The 15,455-nt window shown below is 66.4% G+C and carries 12 protein-coding genes; 7 read left to right on the top strand and 5 right to left on the bottom strand.

From position 1 onward, the window contains the following. Positions 1 to 83: 83 nt before the first annotated feature. Positions 84 to 320: a hypothetical protein gene (locus JQT59_RS21640; protein WP_249353719.1), complete on the bottom strand. Its 237-nt coding sequence runs from the start codon at positions 318 to 320 to the stop codon at positions 84 to 86. A 1,146-nt stretch (positions 321 to 1,466) separates the two neighbouring features. Between JQT59_RS21640 and JQT59_RS21645 the strand changes: the two genes are divergently transcribed. Further along, entirely contained in the window at positions 1,467 to 2,825 is a 1,359-nt protein-coding gene (locus tag JQT59_RS21645; RefSeq protein ID WP_213577957.1) for a wax ester/triacylglycerol synthase family O-acyltransferase, read from the top strand. A 40-nt stretch (positions 2,826 to 2,865) separates the two neighbouring features. Here JQT59_RS21645 and JQT59_RS21650 read toward each other — a convergent pair whose 3' ends face one another. Together JQT59_RS21650 and JQT59_RS21655 are read right to left on the bottom strand one after the other, a co-directional pair. After that, entirely contained in the window at positions 2,866 to 4,272 is a 1,407-nt protein-coding gene (locus JQT59_RS21650; protein ID WP_213571945.1) for a WS/DGAT/MGAT family O-acyltransferase, read from the bottom strand. A 255-nt stretch (positions 4,273 to 4,527) separates the two neighbouring features. Next, on the bottom strand, positions 4,528 to 5,028 hold the full coding sequence (locus JQT59_RS21655; RefSeq protein ID WP_213571946.1) for a hemerythrin domain-containing protein: 501 nt from the start codon (positions 5,026 to 5,028) through the stop codon (positions 4,528 to 4,530). 139 nt (positions 5,029 to 5,167) lie between these two features. Here JQT59_RS21655 and JQT59_RS21660 point away from each other — a divergent pair, with 139 nt between their 5' ends. Continuing rightward, entirely contained in the window at positions 5,168 to 6,211 is a 1,044-nt protein-coding gene (locus JQT59_RS21660; protein ID WP_213571947.1) for an Rv2578c family radical SAM protein, read from the top strand. Here JQT59_RS21660 and JQT59_RS21665 read toward each other — a convergent pair. Both JQT59_RS21665 and ypfJ read right to left on the bottom strand, forming a co-directional pair. Next, positions 6,198 to 6,653: a PPOX class F420-dependent oxidoreductase gene (locus JQT59_RS21665; RefSeq protein ID WP_213571948.1), complete on the bottom strand. Its 456-nt coding sequence runs from the start codon at positions 6,651 to 6,653 to the stop codon at positions 6,198 to 6,200. The genes JQT59_RS21660 and JQT59_RS21665 overlap by 14 nt on opposite strands. A gap of 63 nt (positions 6,654 to 6,716) precedes the next feature. Continuing rightward, entirely contained in the window at positions 6,717 to 7,646 is a 930-nt protein-coding gene (ypfJ, locus tag JQT59_RS21670; RefSeq protein ID WP_213571949.1) for a KPN_02809 family neutral zinc metallopeptidase, read from the bottom strand. A 144-nt stretch (positions 7,647 to 7,790) separates the two neighbouring features. Between ypfJ and aspS the strand changes: the two genes are divergently transcribed. The 5 genes from aspS (at position 7,791) to JQT59_RS21695 (ending at position 15,402) form a co-directional block, all read left to right on the top strand. Next, positions 7,791 to 9,605, top strand: a complete 1,815-nt coding sequence (aspS, locus tag JQT59_RS21675) for an aspartate--tRNA ligase (protein WP_213571950.1) — start codon at positions 7,791 to 7,793, stop codon at positions 9,603 to 9,605. A gap of 40 nt (positions 9,606 to 9,645) precedes the next feature. Further along, positions 9,646 to 10,617 (top strand): DUF389 domain-containing protein, encoded by a 972-nt coding sequence (locus JQT59_RS21680; RefSeq protein ID WP_213571951.1) that lies wholly within the window; start codon positions 9,646 to 9,648, stop codon positions 10,615 to 10,617. Further along, entirely contained in the window at positions 10,614 to 13,214 is a 2,601-nt protein-coding gene (locus JQT59_RS21685) for a circularly permuted type 2 ATP-grasp protein (RefSeq protein ID WP_213571952.1), read from the top strand. The genes JQT59_RS21680 and JQT59_RS21685 overlap by 4 nt, the downstream gene beginning before the upstream one ends. Beyond that, on the top strand, positions 13,211 to 14,161 hold the full coding sequence (locus JQT59_RS21690; protein WP_213571953.1) for a transglutaminase family protein: 951 nt from the start codon (positions 13,211 to 13,213) through the stop codon (positions 14,159 to 14,161). The genes JQT59_RS21685 and JQT59_RS21690 overlap by 4 nt, the downstream gene beginning before the upstream one ends. Before the next feature lie 65 nt (positions 14,162 to 14,226). Next, a complete protein-coding gene (locus tag JQT59_RS21695) occupies positions 14,227 to 15,402 on the top strand; it encodes a phosphotransferase family protein (RefSeq protein ID WP_159922713.1) in 1,176 nt (391 codons plus the stop codon). Positions 15,403 to 15,455 lie beyond the last annotated feature (53 nt).

Raw genomic sequence — 15,455 nt, forward strand, 5'->3', positions numbered from 1 at the left:
AATACGTGTCTGTTGAAGTCGGTTGTCCAGCTCCCGCCGACGAAAGAAAGGAGGAGGTTATTCGCTCCTTCCAGGGCCGAGCGTCAATCGCGTCGTGTCTGGCGAGTGGGCGGCGCCGACCACACGCCGCGGGGATCCCCATCGTCTTCGTAGCGGTCGATCCGGACGATGCTTGCCACGGATTCGGTCGGCCTATGGGTCTCGTTGATCGCCTGGAAGTCTGATTCGAAGGTTCTGTCGCTCGAGCTTCCGTCGCGAAGAGTCACCTTGTACTTCGGCATGGTCAGGAATATGCCACCGCCGGCGTAGTGGCGCACCATGAACAGGAGAATTCGAGAAGGCCACCCGCGGTGACGACCCGAGTCCTCACCGAACACCGGCAGAACGCGAGAGGAACTCGGCGTCCGGGCCCGAGGAGTAATTCAGGCGGATGCGGGTATCCGATGTCTGTGCTGCCGCGCGACCTCGGACGGCGAACCCGCGACAGCCAGTCCCTCCGGCCGCCTGACCCCTTCGGCCGGAGGGATGCCATCTCGACCCGATTCTCGTCGAGGGAAGCGGCGTGCGCGGCGTCAGTGCGCTCGCGTACTCGGGGACTCGGGGTATTCGGAGGTTGCGGCGTATTCGGAGGTTGCGGCGACAACTGTCGCCAGACGCACTGGCGAGGCATACCCCAGACAGGGGTTCGGCCGGGAATGCTCTCACATTCTCGGCCGGATCTCTGCTTCACGAGTCTTTCACCGTTGCCGATTACTATCTCGATCCGCAGTTCTCAATATACGCGCGTGTACCCATGCACCGCAATGCCCAATGTGCTCGAAAGAGGCTGGCGCTCGAACAGGCCGGCGATCACGAGAGAGGCGGACCAGCGGGTCGGGCCGACCATGGCAGCGGCTCGGCTACCACTGGTGTGGTGAGTCGAGCTGCTGTCGTTCTTCGTATATGCCCGGCGTTGTCAGCCGATGCCGATGCCGCCGCCGAATGTGACGCTCAACCACTTCAAGAAAGCGTCGAAGGCGACACTGAAGTCGATACCTGCAGAACCCATCTGAAGTCACTCCTCACCTTTGTTGTATTTCCCCGGGATCAGTTGATCCACGCTTAACTCGAATATCGACCAGACTTTCCGCAACGTTTCACCGGGCGGAAAGAATTTTTTGTTTCGAATTGAACAAATGCCCAGATACTCTTGGACAAATGCCCATTTATTTACTGGACGCTCGATCGAATGCGTCGGCGTATGGTCTATTCGGTCGGATAGAAAAAAGGATTATTCATGGGCCCGCGGCAACCGATATGCGTACTTGCCCGTGGCCGGCGCCCGAGGATCGCTGGTGCCATCCGGTGGACCGGTCGCAGTGCTTCGTCTCTGCGGGAAACGCAGTCTTCGCGAGCGGAGTGTGCTGTGCTGGGACCACAGAGCCGGGAGGTGCGGTGTGCGAACTGCGTTCGGCGGACTGGCGCCGATGGGGATGACCGAGGCGATGTTCGTGTTGTTCGAGTCCCCTTCGCACCCGATGCACGTGGCCACCCTGACGCTCTTCGCGCCACCCAGCGGCACCGTGCCCGGCGCGCACGCCGCCGATATGGTCGGGAGTCTCCGCGCCCACGCCGAGATCTCGGAACTGTTCCGCAAACGCCCGGTCCGCTTGATGCACGGGTATCCGTGGTGGCGCGTCGACGAGGAGGTCGATCTCGACTATCACGTGCGGCACACCGCAGTTCCTGGCGGGGGGACCATGACCGACCTACTCTCGCTGGTGTCCCAGATGCACTCGATGCCGCTCGATCCGCAGCACCCGATGTGGGAGATGCACGTCATCGAAGGACTGACCGACGGGCGCACCGCGGTGTACACGAAGTTCCATCTGTCTTTGACCGACGGTGCCTCCGGGCTACGGCTACTGCACCGCACGCTCTCGATCGACCCGGGCATCCGAGACTGCCCGGCGCCGTGGAGTCCGTCGGTCGCGGCCCCAGCGCGGCATCTCTCCCTCGACCCGCGAGTGACACTGCGGTCCGGTGTGGAACTGACATGGCAGTGCGCGGCCATTCTCCCCACCTTGATGCGGACGGGCTACCGCGGGCTGACCGAAGAACATCTGACGTTGCCGCTGCAGTCACCGCCGACGATCTTCAACGCACCGACTGGTCGCGCCCGCAAGGTAGCGACCCGGTCCTGGCCACTGAAGCCGCTGCGGCGGCTCGCCACCTGCACCGGCGCACCGCTGGAGGTGGTGGTGTTGGCGATGTGCGCGGGCGCCCTCCGCGAGTATCTGCTCGAGCAGTACGCCCTCCCCGAGGCGCCGTTGACCGCAATGCTGCCGGTCCCACTCGACTTCGGTGAGGGCCCTACCATCGGGGCCGCGGGCCGTGGAGTCGGGGCAATGGTGGTGTCGCTGGCCACCGACGAAGCCGATCCCCTCGCGCGATTGGCGCGGATTGCCGACTCCGTCGCCCATACCAGCAGGGTCGTCGCCGCCCTCGGTCGCTCACAGTTTCAGTTGGTGAGCGCGCTGACGTTGAGTCCGATCATGCTGGAACCGGTACGGCGGGTGCTCGAGGAGATCCCGCCGCCTTTCAACGTGACCATCTCCTACACCCCGGGTCCGACCCGCCCACGATTCTGGAACGGCGCTCGCCTCGACGCCGTCTACCCGGTACCGGCCCTCGCTCGCGGCCAGGCGTTGAGCATCACCCTCACCAGCCGATCCGGGGAGTTACACGTCGGTGTCGTGGGCGATCGCACCGCGGTTCCCCACCTGCACCGGATCATCGGCCACCTCGACACCTCCCTGACCGAACTCGAAACCGCGCGTCGGTGATCGAGAACTTGGCAAAGGCGTGCGACCGCCGTCGAGGCGGCTACAGGCCGACGGCCTGCTCGAGGGCGTCGAGTTCGGTGTCGAGATGATCGAGCATCGGGCGCAGATTCGGGACGGCGGATCGGCATCCGGTCAATCCGAACACGAGATGGTCGTCGCTACTGGTGACAGTGATGTTCAGTGCCTGTCCGGTCACCGGGATCGACAGAGGGTACAGGGAATCGAGGCGGGCGCCGTTCCAATACAGGGGGCTGGCGGGGCCGGCGACGTTGGAAATGACGAGGTTGAACGGAGGGCGCAGTGGTCCCCGCCGGCCGGCCAGCATCTCGAGGCCGAGGGGGGCGGCTCCGAGGGCGCTCATCGCCAACGCCTGGGCCGGGCTCATCGCGCGCAGGGCCTGCTTACCTTCGCTCATGCAGGTTCGAATCGTGGCGAGTCTCGCTCCGTGCTCGGGAAGGTGTGTGGCGAGGTTGCACATCAGGACTCCCACTCGATTGCCACCCTGGGATTCGCCGTCATCGGCGCGTAGGGAAACCGGGACCATCGCGATGAGCGGTTCGTCCGGTAGGGCGCCCAGGTCGTCGAGGTAGCTGCGCAGAGCTCCGGCGGACATCGCCAGGACGATGTCGTTGACGGTGGCGTCGGCGTGCTTGGCCAGCAACCTGATCCGTTCGAGCGGCCACGATCGGGCGCCGAACTGGCGCGCCCCGCCGATCGGAACGTTGAACACGGTGTGCGGTGCGCGCATCGAGAGCGGCCCGCCCCGGGCGTGCAGGGCCCGGTCCATGGTGCCTGCCAGCGCCGGTGCCAGACCTGCGACTTCTCGGGCGCCGTGCAACGCCAGTCTCGGCAGGCCCAGCACGTCTGCAACTCCGGGCAGGTGTGGCGCCGCCGTTCCCGGTGGTGGTGTGACACGACCGCTCGCGGTGGGCATCGGCTGCCAGGGGGCTGGCATTCCTCGTCGGTCGGGATCTTCACTCATACTGCGGCGCAGGAGGTTCATGGCGGAGGCGCCGTCGGCAAGCGCGTGGTGGATTTTCGTGTAGACCGCGTAGCTCCCGTCGGCGAGGCCCTCGATCAGGTGCATCTCCCACAGTGGGCGGTTGCGGTCGAGCAGACCTGCATGCAACCGAGACGACAACGCCAGCAGTTCGGGCATGCCGCCCGGGCGGGGGAGGGCGTGGCGGTGCACGTGATGGTTCAGGTCCAACTCCGTGTCGGTGACCCACCCCCACTGTCCCAGGGTGGTCATCGAGCGTCGGGCGCGTTTGCGGAACAGCGGAGCGACTTCGGTGGAGGTCGTGGCCGTGTCGAACATCGCCCGCATGTCTGCGGCGTCGGCGCCGTCCGGGGGTGTGAACACCGCCAGGCCGCCCACATGCATCGGATGCTCCCGCGACTCGCCGAGCAGGAACAGTGAATCGGTCGGCGACATCGGCAGCAGCATGCGGGGTGTCCTTCCTTCCCGAACGGCGGATCCGCACTGCCACTGCGGTGTCTCCGGGCGGGGTGGCTTCGGTTTCCGGTAGCCGGCTTGTTCGGTAACGTTCAGGTGTGGTTTACGTCACAAATCGGCATCCGGATCAGTTCTACAGGAAGGTGCTGTCCGCGCGCTACCCGGCAGACGTCCAGCGGGTCACTGCGAGAGGACGCTCGTGGAGTCGCCGGAGGTCTCCCCATCACTTCAGGTCCACCAGGTGCATCACTTGATGACGGCGTCCACCGTCTTCTTCAACGCCGACGGTTGTGCAGGCGAATGGGGTGCCTTTTCCTTCAATTCCAGCAGTCGCGCACCCATTTCCTGAAGTTGCTTACGCCCCAGCTCTTCCCGCACCTTCGGGAACCACTCCTGCTCCTCTTCCTCGATGTGGTGCTCGACATTCTCGATGAGGACGGTGGTCTTCGCGTCGAATCGTTCGTTGTCGGGCTTCATGGCCGCCAGCTCCGTTACGAGAACGTCGGCGACGTGGTGCTCCTCGAACGACTCCAAGATGTCGTCCTCGAGGTCTGGGGCGAGTTTGCGTACCTCTGGGTACATGCACTCGTTCTCGAGGTAGGTGTGCACGGTCAGCGCCTCGATGATCTGGTCGACGATCCGGCCCTTCTCCGCTTCGGCGTCGGGGCCGGCGCTGCGGAACTCGCGGAAAAGTTTTCGGATTGCCTTGTGGTCGTTGCGCAGGAGGACGATCGCGTCGGTGGACATGGTTACCTCGCAAGGGGTGTGGTCGACGCTCCCGCGAGTACCCCGAGTGGAACATCTTCACGCGCTACCGGACGCCGGCTTCGCCCTTGTCGCGCCGGTTGGACTTGACACCCGTTAGAACACATGTTCGCATGTACGCATGAGGTGGGATGGGCAGGCGCTCGATGCGGACGACGGCGCGTTGCCCGGGCTCGAGCGGGCAGGCCTGGTGCGTAGCGTGCAGACGCCCGAGTTCGAGGGCATCACCTTTCACGAAGTGCTCTGCAAGAGTGCGCTCAACAAGACGCCCGAGGAGTCCCAGCTCCCGTTCCGCTACACGGTCAACGCTTTTCGGGGATGTTCGCATTCGTGTCGTTACTGCTTTGCCCGGCCCACCCACGAGTACCTCGACCTCGATGCCGGCCGGGATTTCGACAGTCAGATCGTGGTGAAGACGAATGTCGCGGCGGTGCTCCGAAAAGAACTGAGCCGTAAGTCGTGGAAGCAGGAGCACGTGGCGTTGGGTACCAACACCGACCCGTATCAGCGGGCCGAGGGCCGGTACCGACTCATGCCGGGAATCATCCGGGCACTGACCGAGTCGGCCACACCCTTCTCGATCCTGACGAAGGGAACGCTTCTGCGGCGCGACCTTCCGCTCCTGACACTGGCTGCACAGCAGGTCGCGGTGAGTATCGGCGTGTCGCTGGCCATCCACGACGCCGACCTGCAGAAGTCGATCGAACCCGGCACTCCGTCGCCCAGGGCGCGCCTCGATCTGATCCGGGCGATCACGGATGCGGGCATGACGTGCAATGTGATGGTCGCCCCGGTCATCCCGTTCCTGACGGACTCGGCACGGCACCTCGACGGTTTACTCGAGGCCATCGCGCAGGCAGGAGCGTCGAAAGTCACCGTGCTGCCGATGCACCTGCGGGGAAGTACCAAGGGCTGGTTCATGAACTGGCTCTCCACCGAACATCCCGCACTGATACGGCAGTACCGGCAGTTGTACGGTCGATCTGCCTATGTGCCGGCCGAGTACAAGTCGTGGCTGAAGGCGCGCGTCGACCCGCTTGTCGAGCGTCACGGTCTGGCCGGTCGCGCGCAACATCGTGACGCCGGAGCGGCAGGTCGGGAAGAGTCCGCGCGCCGCGAACTCGTACGAGCCGGCGGTACCGGACCGACTCTCACTCTGTTCTGATCGCAATTCCCTCGGGGTCCTCGTCGGGCGGCAGGTGAACCGTGCGTCTCGGTTCATACCATTCGGTCCCAACGGGTTCGCCGACCATGTTCCAGCTCCAGGAGATCGTCGGCGTAATGCGGGCATACATGCCGGGGCCGACGATGCCCACCCGCTCGATCGGCTGCTCCGCGATACCGTAAACCCGAATGCATCGGGCGATGAACGGTTCGATCGACTCGAGGTCGTCGACCACCAAGGCGACCTTGACGTTGCCCGCGCGGAGGTTGCGGAACTTACGCGTTCTGGTCACGGCCCGCCCGGAACCGCCGATCCAGAAGTATGTCCCGTCGAACTCGAAGGCAAGCGGAACCACGTCGGGCTGCCCGTCGGGGCAGACAGTGGAGAACCGTGCGACGGGTTGTGAGCGGAGGTAGGCGACCTCTTGGTCCGTGAACGACACGGCGTCTCCTTTCGCGTAGCGAGCCCAGTTTCCCTTGCGCGGGAACGCGAGCCGCCGGGAGTCTCAGCGCAGGGCGGGTGGGCTGTTCAGATCGCGGGCGGAGTAGGTGTCGCAGGCATCGACCTGGCCTGTCCGGTACCCGGTGACAAACCATTTCTGTCGTTGCTCGGAGGAGCCGTGCGTCCAACCTTCGGGATTGACCCGGCCGCCCGCGGACTGCTGGATCCGGTCGTCACCCACCGACGAGGCCGCGGACAGCGCGTCCTGGATGTCGGTGTCGGTGAGGGTGTTCAGAAACGGCGGTCCGCCGTCGGGCCCGGGAAGTGTGTCGGCGTAGTGGGCCCACACGCCGGCGTAGCAATCGGCCTGCAATTCGGTGCGGACCGCGGCCGAGTCGGCTCCGCGTGGATCGGTCTGCGCACGGCCGATGTCGCCCAGCTGATTCTGAATATGGTGTCCCACCTCGTGCGCCACGACGTATTCCTGAGCGAGGGGTCCGGCACTCGACCCGAAGCGATCGACGAGGAGTTGGAAGAAGCTGGTGTCGAAGTACGCCGTCGAGTCTGCCGGGCAGTAGAACGGCCCCACCTCGCTGGTGGCGTTTCCGCACCCGGTGTTCACCGCGCCGGAGAACAGCACCACCTCGGGCGGGATGTAGTCGGTTCCCGTTTGTGCACCGAGTTCCTGCCCCCACACGGAGTCGAGACTGCCGACCGTGAACACCACCCGGCAATCCACGTCGCGGTTGGCGTCCGCACCCGTCTCACAACCTTCGAGGCTGGCACCGGGACTCTGGGCGGACGGGTCGGCGGCACCGCTCAGTCCACCGAGCAGGGATCCGGGGTCGCCGCCGAGCAGCAGAGCGAGAACCAGCACGATCAGGCCCCCGGCTCCGCCGCCCATCGCGAACTTGCCGCCGAGGCCACCTCCTCCGCCGCCGCCCCCGACCGAGACCCGGCCGGAGTCCATGCGGGCGCCCTCGTTGAAGGTCATGTGTCGTCGCTTTCTCTCCGAGTGTCGCGGTACGGGTAGCTCGAGCATTGCACGTGAAGCGGGTATGAGTTTCCGCTCACGCACAGTGTCTCCGTAGGATCGCAGCCAAAGAAGTAGCTTGCCCCACGTTTCGAAAGGAATCCCGTGCTGCGCACACATCTCGCCGGTTCATTGCGAGCCGAGCACGCCCAGCAGACCGTTACCCTCACCGGTTGGGTCGCCAGGCGTCGTGATCACGGCGGGGTGATCTTCATCGACCTGCGTGATGCCTCGGGCGTGTCGCAGGTGGTGTTCCGTGAGGGAGCTGCTGCCGACCAGGCGCATCGACTGCGCGCGGAATACTGCGTGAAGGTCACCGGCATCGTCGAGGTCCGGCCCGAGGGCAACCAGAACTTCGAGATTCCCACGGGGGCCATCGAGGTCAACGTCACCGACCTCGAGGTTCTCAACGAGAGCGCGCCGCTACCGTTCCAGCTCGACGACCAGGCCGGAGAAGAAGCGCGCCTGAAGTACCGCTACCTGGACCTGCGCCGGGAGGGCCCGGGCCACGCCATCCGGCTGCGCTCGAAGGTCAATGCCGCTGCCCGCTCCGTTCTCGCGCACCACGAGTTCGTCGAGGTCGAGACGCCCACGCTGACGCGGTCGACGCCGGAAGGTGCACGCGACTTTCTCGTCCCCGCCCGACTGCAGCCGGGTAGCTTCTACGCGTTGCCGCAGAGCCCGCAGCTGTTCAAGCAGCTGCTGATGGTCGGTGGCATCGAGCGGTACTACCAGATCGCGCGGTGCTACCGCGACGAGGACTTCCGCGCGGATCGTCAGCCGGAGTTCACCCAGCTCGATATCGAGATGAGCTTCGTCAACCAGGACGACGTGATCCTGCTGGCCGAGGAAGTCCTGACCGCACTGTGGAAGCTCGTCGGCCACGAGATCAAGACCCCGATCGCACGGATGACGTACGCCGAGGCGATGCGGCGGTTCGGTTCGGACAAGCCGGACCTGCGTTTCGGTATCGAACTCGTCGAATGCATGGAGTTCTTCAAGGACACCACCTTCCGGGTGTTCCAGGCGGAGTACGTGGGCGCCGTGGTCATGCCCGGTGGTGCCGCCCAGCCCCGGCGTCAGCTCGACGGATGGCAGGAGTGGGCGAAGCAGCGCGGCGCCAAGGGGCTCGCGTACGTGCTCGTCGGCGAGGACGGCGCCCTCACCGGTCCGGTCGCGAAGAACCTCACCGACACCGAACGCGCCGGGCTCTGCGACCACGTCGGCGCGAAGCCCGGAGACTGCATCTTCTTCGCAGCGGGAGCCACCAAGCCGATGCGTGCGCTGCTCGGCGCGGCGCGGGGAGAGATCGCCCGCAAGCAGAACCTGATCGACCCCGACGCCTGGGCCTTCGTGTGGGTCGTGGACGCGCCGCTGTTCGAACCGACCGCCGACGCGACCGCCAGCGGCGACGTCGCCCTCGGCTACAGCGCGTGGACGGCGGTACACCACGCCTTCACCTCGCCGAAGCCCGAATCGATCGACACGTTCGACACCGACCCCGGTTCGGCACTCGCGTACGCATACGACATCGTCTGCAACGGAAACGAGATCGGCGGCGGCAGTATCCGTATTCACCGCAAGGACATTCAGGAACGAGTGTTCAAGGTGATGGGAATCTCGCACGAGGAGGCCGAGGAGAAGTTCGGCTTCCTCCTCGACGCGTTCGCGTTCGGTGCACCGCCGCACGGTGGCATCGCGTTCGGCTGGGACCGCATCACGGCCCTGCTCGCCGGAGTCGACTCGATCCGTGAGGTGATCGCATTCCCGAAGTCGGGCGGCGGCGTCGATCCCCTGACGGAGGCTCCCGCCCCGATCACCGCGCAGCAGCGCAAGGAGTCGGGTGTGGACGCCAAGCCGGAGCCGAAGGGCGGCGCCGGCGCAGCGCCGGTGGCGAAGGACGCGGTCGCCGGCACCTAGATCGATCGACGGGGACCGACGCGGACACCAGGGGGACGCCATGTTGCATCTACGGGTGATCTGCCCCGCCGAGCACACCGACGATGTTCTCGGTGTGCTCGCCGCGGAGCCCGGGGCCACCCACGTGGTGGTCCTGCGCGGTGCGGCGATCGACCCGGCCGGTGACGTGGTCCAAGCAGATGTGGCCCGCGAGGCGGCCAACGAGGTGATCGACGCGCTCGAAGCGCTGGACATCCAGCACACGGGCGCGATCACCTTGGGACCGGTCGAGACGGTCCTGTCCACGGCCGCACGGAAGGCAGAGAAAGCGGCTCCCGGCGATCCGGCCGACAGCGTCGTGTGGGAGGAACTTGTCAGCCGCACCCGTGAGGAGTCGACCCTCAACGGAACCTTCCTCGCCTTCTTGACGATCGCGTGTCTGCTCGCGTCGGTAGGAGTCGTGACCGACTCACCGATCACGATCGTCGGTGCCATGGTGGTGGGACCGGAGTTCGGTCCGTTGGCAGCACTCGCCGTGGCTCTGGCACGGCGCAAACCCGGTCTCGCACGACGCTCCTTGTTCGCGCTGCTCCTCGGCTTTCCCTTCGCCATGGCTGCCACCTTGGTTGCCACGCTGGTGATGGAACGGATCGGGTGGATGGCTCTCGACAGCCTCGACGCCCAGGATCAGGTCGACTACATCTACAAGGTCGGACCCCTGTCGCTGGTGGTCGCCGTCCTCGCGGGGGCAGCCGGGATGCTCGCGCTCGTGTCCGCGAAGTCCGCGGCACTCGTCGGTGTCTTCATCTCGGTCACCACCGTGCCGGCGGCGGGTTTCGCCGTCGTCGCCGTGACGGTCGGCGAGTGGCGCATCGCCGCACTGTCCGCACTGCAACTGGGCATCAACATGGTCGGAATCGTGGTGGCCGGGGTGCTGGTCCTCGCGCTGCGGTTGCGAGCCGGTAACGGAGCCGATCGCCTGCTCGCCGAGGCACGGAAAGACCGCGTCCACCAAGTCCGGAGACTCCGGTGACCGCGGCGCCGCACCGCGGCCAGGAAAACGACGAACTGTTCGATGCCGACGGGAAGGTCCGTGCGCCGTGGTCCGAACTGGGTGACGGCGTCCTCGGCGCGGACAGCGGCTCCGTGCGCCGGTTGCAGTCCCGCATCCGGCTCCTCGTCGACAACCACGGCATCACCTACAACCCCCTCGACGGATCGGACCTCGCCACCGGCCCGTCTCGGTGGGAGATCGACGCGATACCGCTTCTCCTCGCGGCCGACGAATGGGAGCACCTCGAAGCGGGATTCCTCCAGCGTTCGCGGCTTCTCGATGCCGTCCTCGCCGACCTGTACGGGCCGATGACGCTCCTGCGGAGTGGTGCCGTGCCCGCCCGCCTCGTGTTCGGTCATCCCGGATATCTTCGGCCTGCGCACGGCATGTCGATCCCGGGTCGGCACCAGTTGTTCTTCCACGGTCTCGACGTCGGCCGCGGCACGGACGGCAATTTCCACGCTGTTCGCGACCACACCCAGTCTCCGGGCGGGGCCGGCTACGCGATGGCGAACCGCCGAGTGATCGCCCGAGCGGTTCCGGGTATCTACGAGACCGTGGGCCCCCGGCCGTTGTCCTCGTTCGCGCAGTCGATGCGGCTCGCGGCAATCGACGCGGCGCCCGCCGGCTCGGAAGACCCGCTCGTGGTCGTGCTCAGTCCGCACACCAGGTCGGGTGCCGCGTTCGACCAGGCCTACCTGGCGACCGTCCTCGGGTTCCCGCTCGTGGAGAGCGCCGACCTGGTGGTCCGTGACGGCCGCGTCTGGATGCGGTCACTGGGCCGGTTGGAACAGGTCGACGTCATCATCCGGCGGGTCGACGCCGAACTCGCCGACCCCCTCGATCTGCGCCCCGGCTCCCGGTCCGGCGTCGTCGGCCTCGTCGAGGTGCTGCGTCGGGGAGCAGTGACCGTTGTGAACACCCTCGGCAGCGGAGTCCTGGAGAATCCGGCACTCACCCGCCTGCTGCCGGCACTCTCGCGGCAACTGCTCGACGAGGATCTGTTGTTGCCGTCCGTGCCGACGTTCTGGGGAGGTGACCGCTCCGAACTCACGCACCTCCTGGCCAACGTTTCATCGATGGTGCTCCGCGCGGTCCGCGGCGGGCCGCCCGTCGTCCCCTCCGCACTCGATGATGTCCGGCGCGCGGAGTTTCTCGAACAGGTACGCGCGGATCCCGGCAACTGGGTGGGGCAGATCATCCCCGACTCGTCGTATGCGCCGTCGGCCGGCGCCGGGGGAGAGGTCACTCTCTCACCCGTCGGCGTCCGGTTGTTCTCCGTGGCTCAACGGGTGGGCTACGTACCCATGTCCGGCGGCCTGGGAACGACCCTGATCCCGGGTGCCGAGCGCTGGGATCGCCGGCATGCGGGAGCCAAGGACGTCTGGGTGCGCTTCGCGCCGCGGCTCGGCCCGGCAGATACCGGTGAGGGCGCAGCCCGTGACGTCGAGTCGCTGCCCACCTACGCAGCAACCTCGTCCGATCTGCTGGCCTCGCCCCGCGCGCTGTCCGAACTCTTCTCGATAGGGCGATGCGCGGAGCGGGCCGAGGGTTCGGCACGGCTGATGATCGCCGTGGGGGAGAAGTACCGCGACTATCGGCTCCGCCCGTGGCTGCCGGGAGCCGGGTGTCTTCCCATTCTTCTCGACGCCGTCCTCACCGTCGCGGAGCAGGGAAATGCACCGGGGGAAGGGGGCGCGCCGGCACGGTCGGTGAACGCTCCCGACGGAACTGCGGGCTCCGATCCCACTGCGGATCTCCAGCAAGTGCGGGCGGAACTGCGGTCTCTCACCGTCGATCCCGACCGCGACGGATCACTCGCTCGAGCCGTCCGGGACGTGGAGCATGCCGCGCGGGCGGTACGCGGCCAGTTGTCGAACGACATCTGGGCCGTGCTGAGCACCGTGGAACGCGCTCTCGGTGAGGTCTCCGACGAGTCGATCGACGATGGCTCCCGGCTTTTCGAGGCGCAATCCGCAGTGCTCGGCGGCATGCTGGCGCTGTCCGGTGTCTCAGCGGAATCGCTGGTCCGCGACACCGGCTGGCACATCATGGACATCGGCAAGCGGATCGAACGGGCCTCTACCCTCACCACCCTGGTGGCGTCCACGATGGGGCGGAAGCGTGATCCCGCGACCGAACGAGCGTTGATCGAATCACTTCTGATCGCCACCGAGAGCTCGGTGGTGTACCGCCGGCGGAATCGAAGTATCCGCCCTGCCGCGGTGGCCGAGTTGCTGCTGTTCGACATCGGCAACCCCCGCTCGCTCGTCTTCCAGCTCGAGGCGCTGCGGACCGATCTGGCGGCCTTACCCGACGCCTCCGGATCCTCGCCGGCGGAGCGGCTCGCCGAGGACATGCTCAACACGGTTCGACGGGTCGACCCTGCCCGGCTCGAGCGCATCGACGATACCGGAGTACGCACCGAAGTGGGCGAACTGACCACCGAGATCGTCGGACTTCTCGGCCGGTTGTCCGAGGTCATGTCGAAGGGGCCGTTGTCGTTGCCTGGCGGTATGCAACCGCTGTGGGGTAGCACGGCCTCGTGGACGGTCGCGGGGGAAGTTCCCGCATGATCGACCCGTCGCCCCCGGCTGATTCGACCAGCGAGCGCCCCGTACTCCGGCGATACCGGATCACCCACCGCACTACCTACACCTATTCGGAGCCGGTGTCGTCGTCCTACGGCCGCTGCTACCTGCTTCCGCGCGACACCGAGGATCAGCGCTGTGTCCGATCGGCCGTCGACATCTCGCCCGCGCCCGCCGATCGGTCGGTGGGTGTAGACGTGTATGGCAATCGCGACCTCTACTTCCAGGTGAGCGCAGCGCACGAGGAGCTGATCGTCACCGCCGAGTCCGAAGTCGAGGTGTACGGGCCGGAACCGCACCGGCTCGTCAGTGCACCCGCGAACTCGCGGTGGGAGCTGTCCCGGCCGGTGGGGACGGACGGGGCGTTGGCGCAGGACTTCGTGCTGGACGTGCAGCCGGCCGAGATCAGTGACGGCGTGCGCGACTACGCGGCCGTGAGCTTCCCGCCGGAACGTCCGCTCCTCGACGCTGTCCTCGACCTCACCAGCCGCATCCACCGCGATTTCCAGTACAGATCGGGGTCGACGTCCGTGTCCACCCGGGTCACCGAGGTGCTCGAGAAGCGGTCCGGGGTATGCCAGGATTTCGCTCGGCTCGCCATCGCCTGTCTGCGCTCACACGGGCTCGCCGCCCGGTATGTGTCGGGATATCTGGAAACGCAGCCGCCGCCCGGTCAGGAAAGACTGATCGGGGTCGACGCCACCCACGCGTGGGCCGCCGTGTGGATGCCCGGCGACCGTTGGCTGGCTTTCGACCCGACCAACGATCAACTCGTCGACGAGCGCTACACGCTGGTGGCGTGGGGCCGGGACTACGCGGATGTGCCGCCGCTGCGCGGAGTCATATACACCGAGGCACGAAACAGCACCATTGCGGTGTCGGTTGACGTGGCACCCCTCCATCCGCTCGCGCCCGATCAGCCGAAATGCTGAAATTCACCGAGGCTTCCGGCGGAGGACTCGATGATCCGTGTCACTAGCAGGTAAGTTGGACCGCGATGACTGCAATACTGGCCGACCCCGTTTCCGAGGTAGTTGCCGCAGCCGAGAAGCTGCTCACGCGTCGTACCGGGGCACCCGTGACACTGGTAGACCCCGTCGACCTCGGCGGTAGTGGTCGTACCATCGTGCTCCGCGTACGCGTGGCCGAGAATCCGTTCTCCCTTCCGCGGACGTTGGTGATCAAGCAACTGCGTGAGGACGTCGGCGTGTCCGGCTCACGGACGGTCGATCCCGACGACCTGTCGGGCGACAGCAGTAGCGCGTTCCTCCGTGAAGCCGTGTCGTACCAATTCGCCACTGCACTGGCGACCGACAGCAGGCCGGGCGCCGAACTGCTCGCCTCCGACCTCGAGGCGCGACTCCTCGTTCTCAGCGACCTCGGTGACGCCTCGCCGATCAGTGCCCTGCTCGAGCATTCCGACGCCGATACGGTCACCAACACTTTGATGGCCATGGCACAGGCGCTGGGCCGTATGCACGCGGCCACGGTGGGACGCGAAGAGGACTTCACCGCCCTTCTTCGCCGCGCCGAGGTGGCGCACTGTGACGACACCGTCGCCGAGCAGGTTCACCGCGCGGTTCCCGAGGTGCCCCGCCTTCTCTCCCGGATCCTGGGTGTCGACGTGTCCGCGGACATGACGGCGCAGGTGGCGCGCGCCGCGAAGCTGTTCGACAGTGGCCGATTCCGGGCGTTCAGCCCCTCGGACCTGTGCCCGGACAACATCATGGTCAACGACGAGGGTGTTCGTTTCCTGGACTACGAGTGGGGTGGCTTCCGCGACGCGATGCTCGACATCGCGTATGCACTGGTCTCCTTCCCCGGTTGCCTCTGCACCGTGGAACTGTCCGACGAGCGGACGCAGGCCATGATCGAGGCCTGGCGCGCTGAGGTCGTGGGGATGTGGCCCGCGCTCGCCGACGACAACGTGCTGGCCACCCGCATGGTCGAAGCGCAGCTCATCTGGGTGTGGGTCAGCACGTATCTGTTCCTTCCGGAGAATCACAGTCGCATCGCCGCCGTGCGCGAGCATCACCTGTCGGTTCCGCGGTCCGAAGCCCTGACGCAGCGCTGGGACAGGTTGGCCCGAAGCGCCGACCACGCCGGGAACACGGTGGTCGCCCACCACGCCCGCCTCGTTGCCGACAAGCTTCGAGGTTTGTCTGTCGGGTGACGCCGACTGGCAGACCGGAGTGGGTTTCCGCGACGCGTTCCGAGTAGCGTCGA

This window comes from Rhodococcus sp. USK13, from assembly GCF_018343855.1.
In the GTDB taxonomy this organism is placed as follows: domain Bacteria; phylum Actinomycetota; class Actinomycetes; order Mycobacteriales; family Mycobacteriaceae; genus Rhodococcus_F; species Rhodococcus_F oxybenzonivorans.

Coding starts and splice junctions, on each gene's coding strand:
- JQT59_RS21640 (WP_249353719.1), bottom strand. CDS start 320: ATGGTGCGCCACTACGCCGGCGGTGGCATATTCCTGACCATGCCGAAG.
- JQT59_RS21645 (WP_213577957.1), top strand. CDS start 1,467: ATGGGGATGACCGAGGCGATGTTCGTGTTGTTCGAGTCCCCTTCGCAC.
- JQT59_RS21650 (WP_213571945.1), bottom strand. CDS start 4,272: ATGCTGCTGCCGATGTCGCCGACCGATTCACTGTTCCTGCTCGGCGAG.
- JQT59_RS21655 (WP_213571946.1), bottom strand. CDS start 5,028: ATGTCCACCGACGCGATCGTCCTCCTGCGCAACGACCACAAGGCAATC.
- JQT59_RS21660 (WP_213571947.1), top strand. CDS start 5,168: ATGAGGTGGGATGGGCAGGCGCTCGATGCGGACGACGGCGCGTTGCCC.
- ypfJ (WP_213571949.1), bottom strand. CDS start 7,646: ATGACCTTCAACGAGGGCGCCCGCATGGACTCCGGCCGGGTCTCGGTC.
- JQT59_RS21680 (WP_213571951.1), top strand. CDS start 9,646: ATGTTGCATCTACGGGTGATCTGCCCCGCCGAGCACACCGACGATGTT.
- JQT59_RS21690 (WP_213571953.1), top strand. CDS start 13,211: ATGATCGACCCGTCGCCCCCGGCTGATTCGACCAGCGAGCGCCCCGTA.
- JQT59_RS21695 (WP_159922713.1), top strand. CDS start 14,227: ATGACTGCAATACTGGCCGACCCCGTTTCCGAGGTAGTTGCCGCAGCC.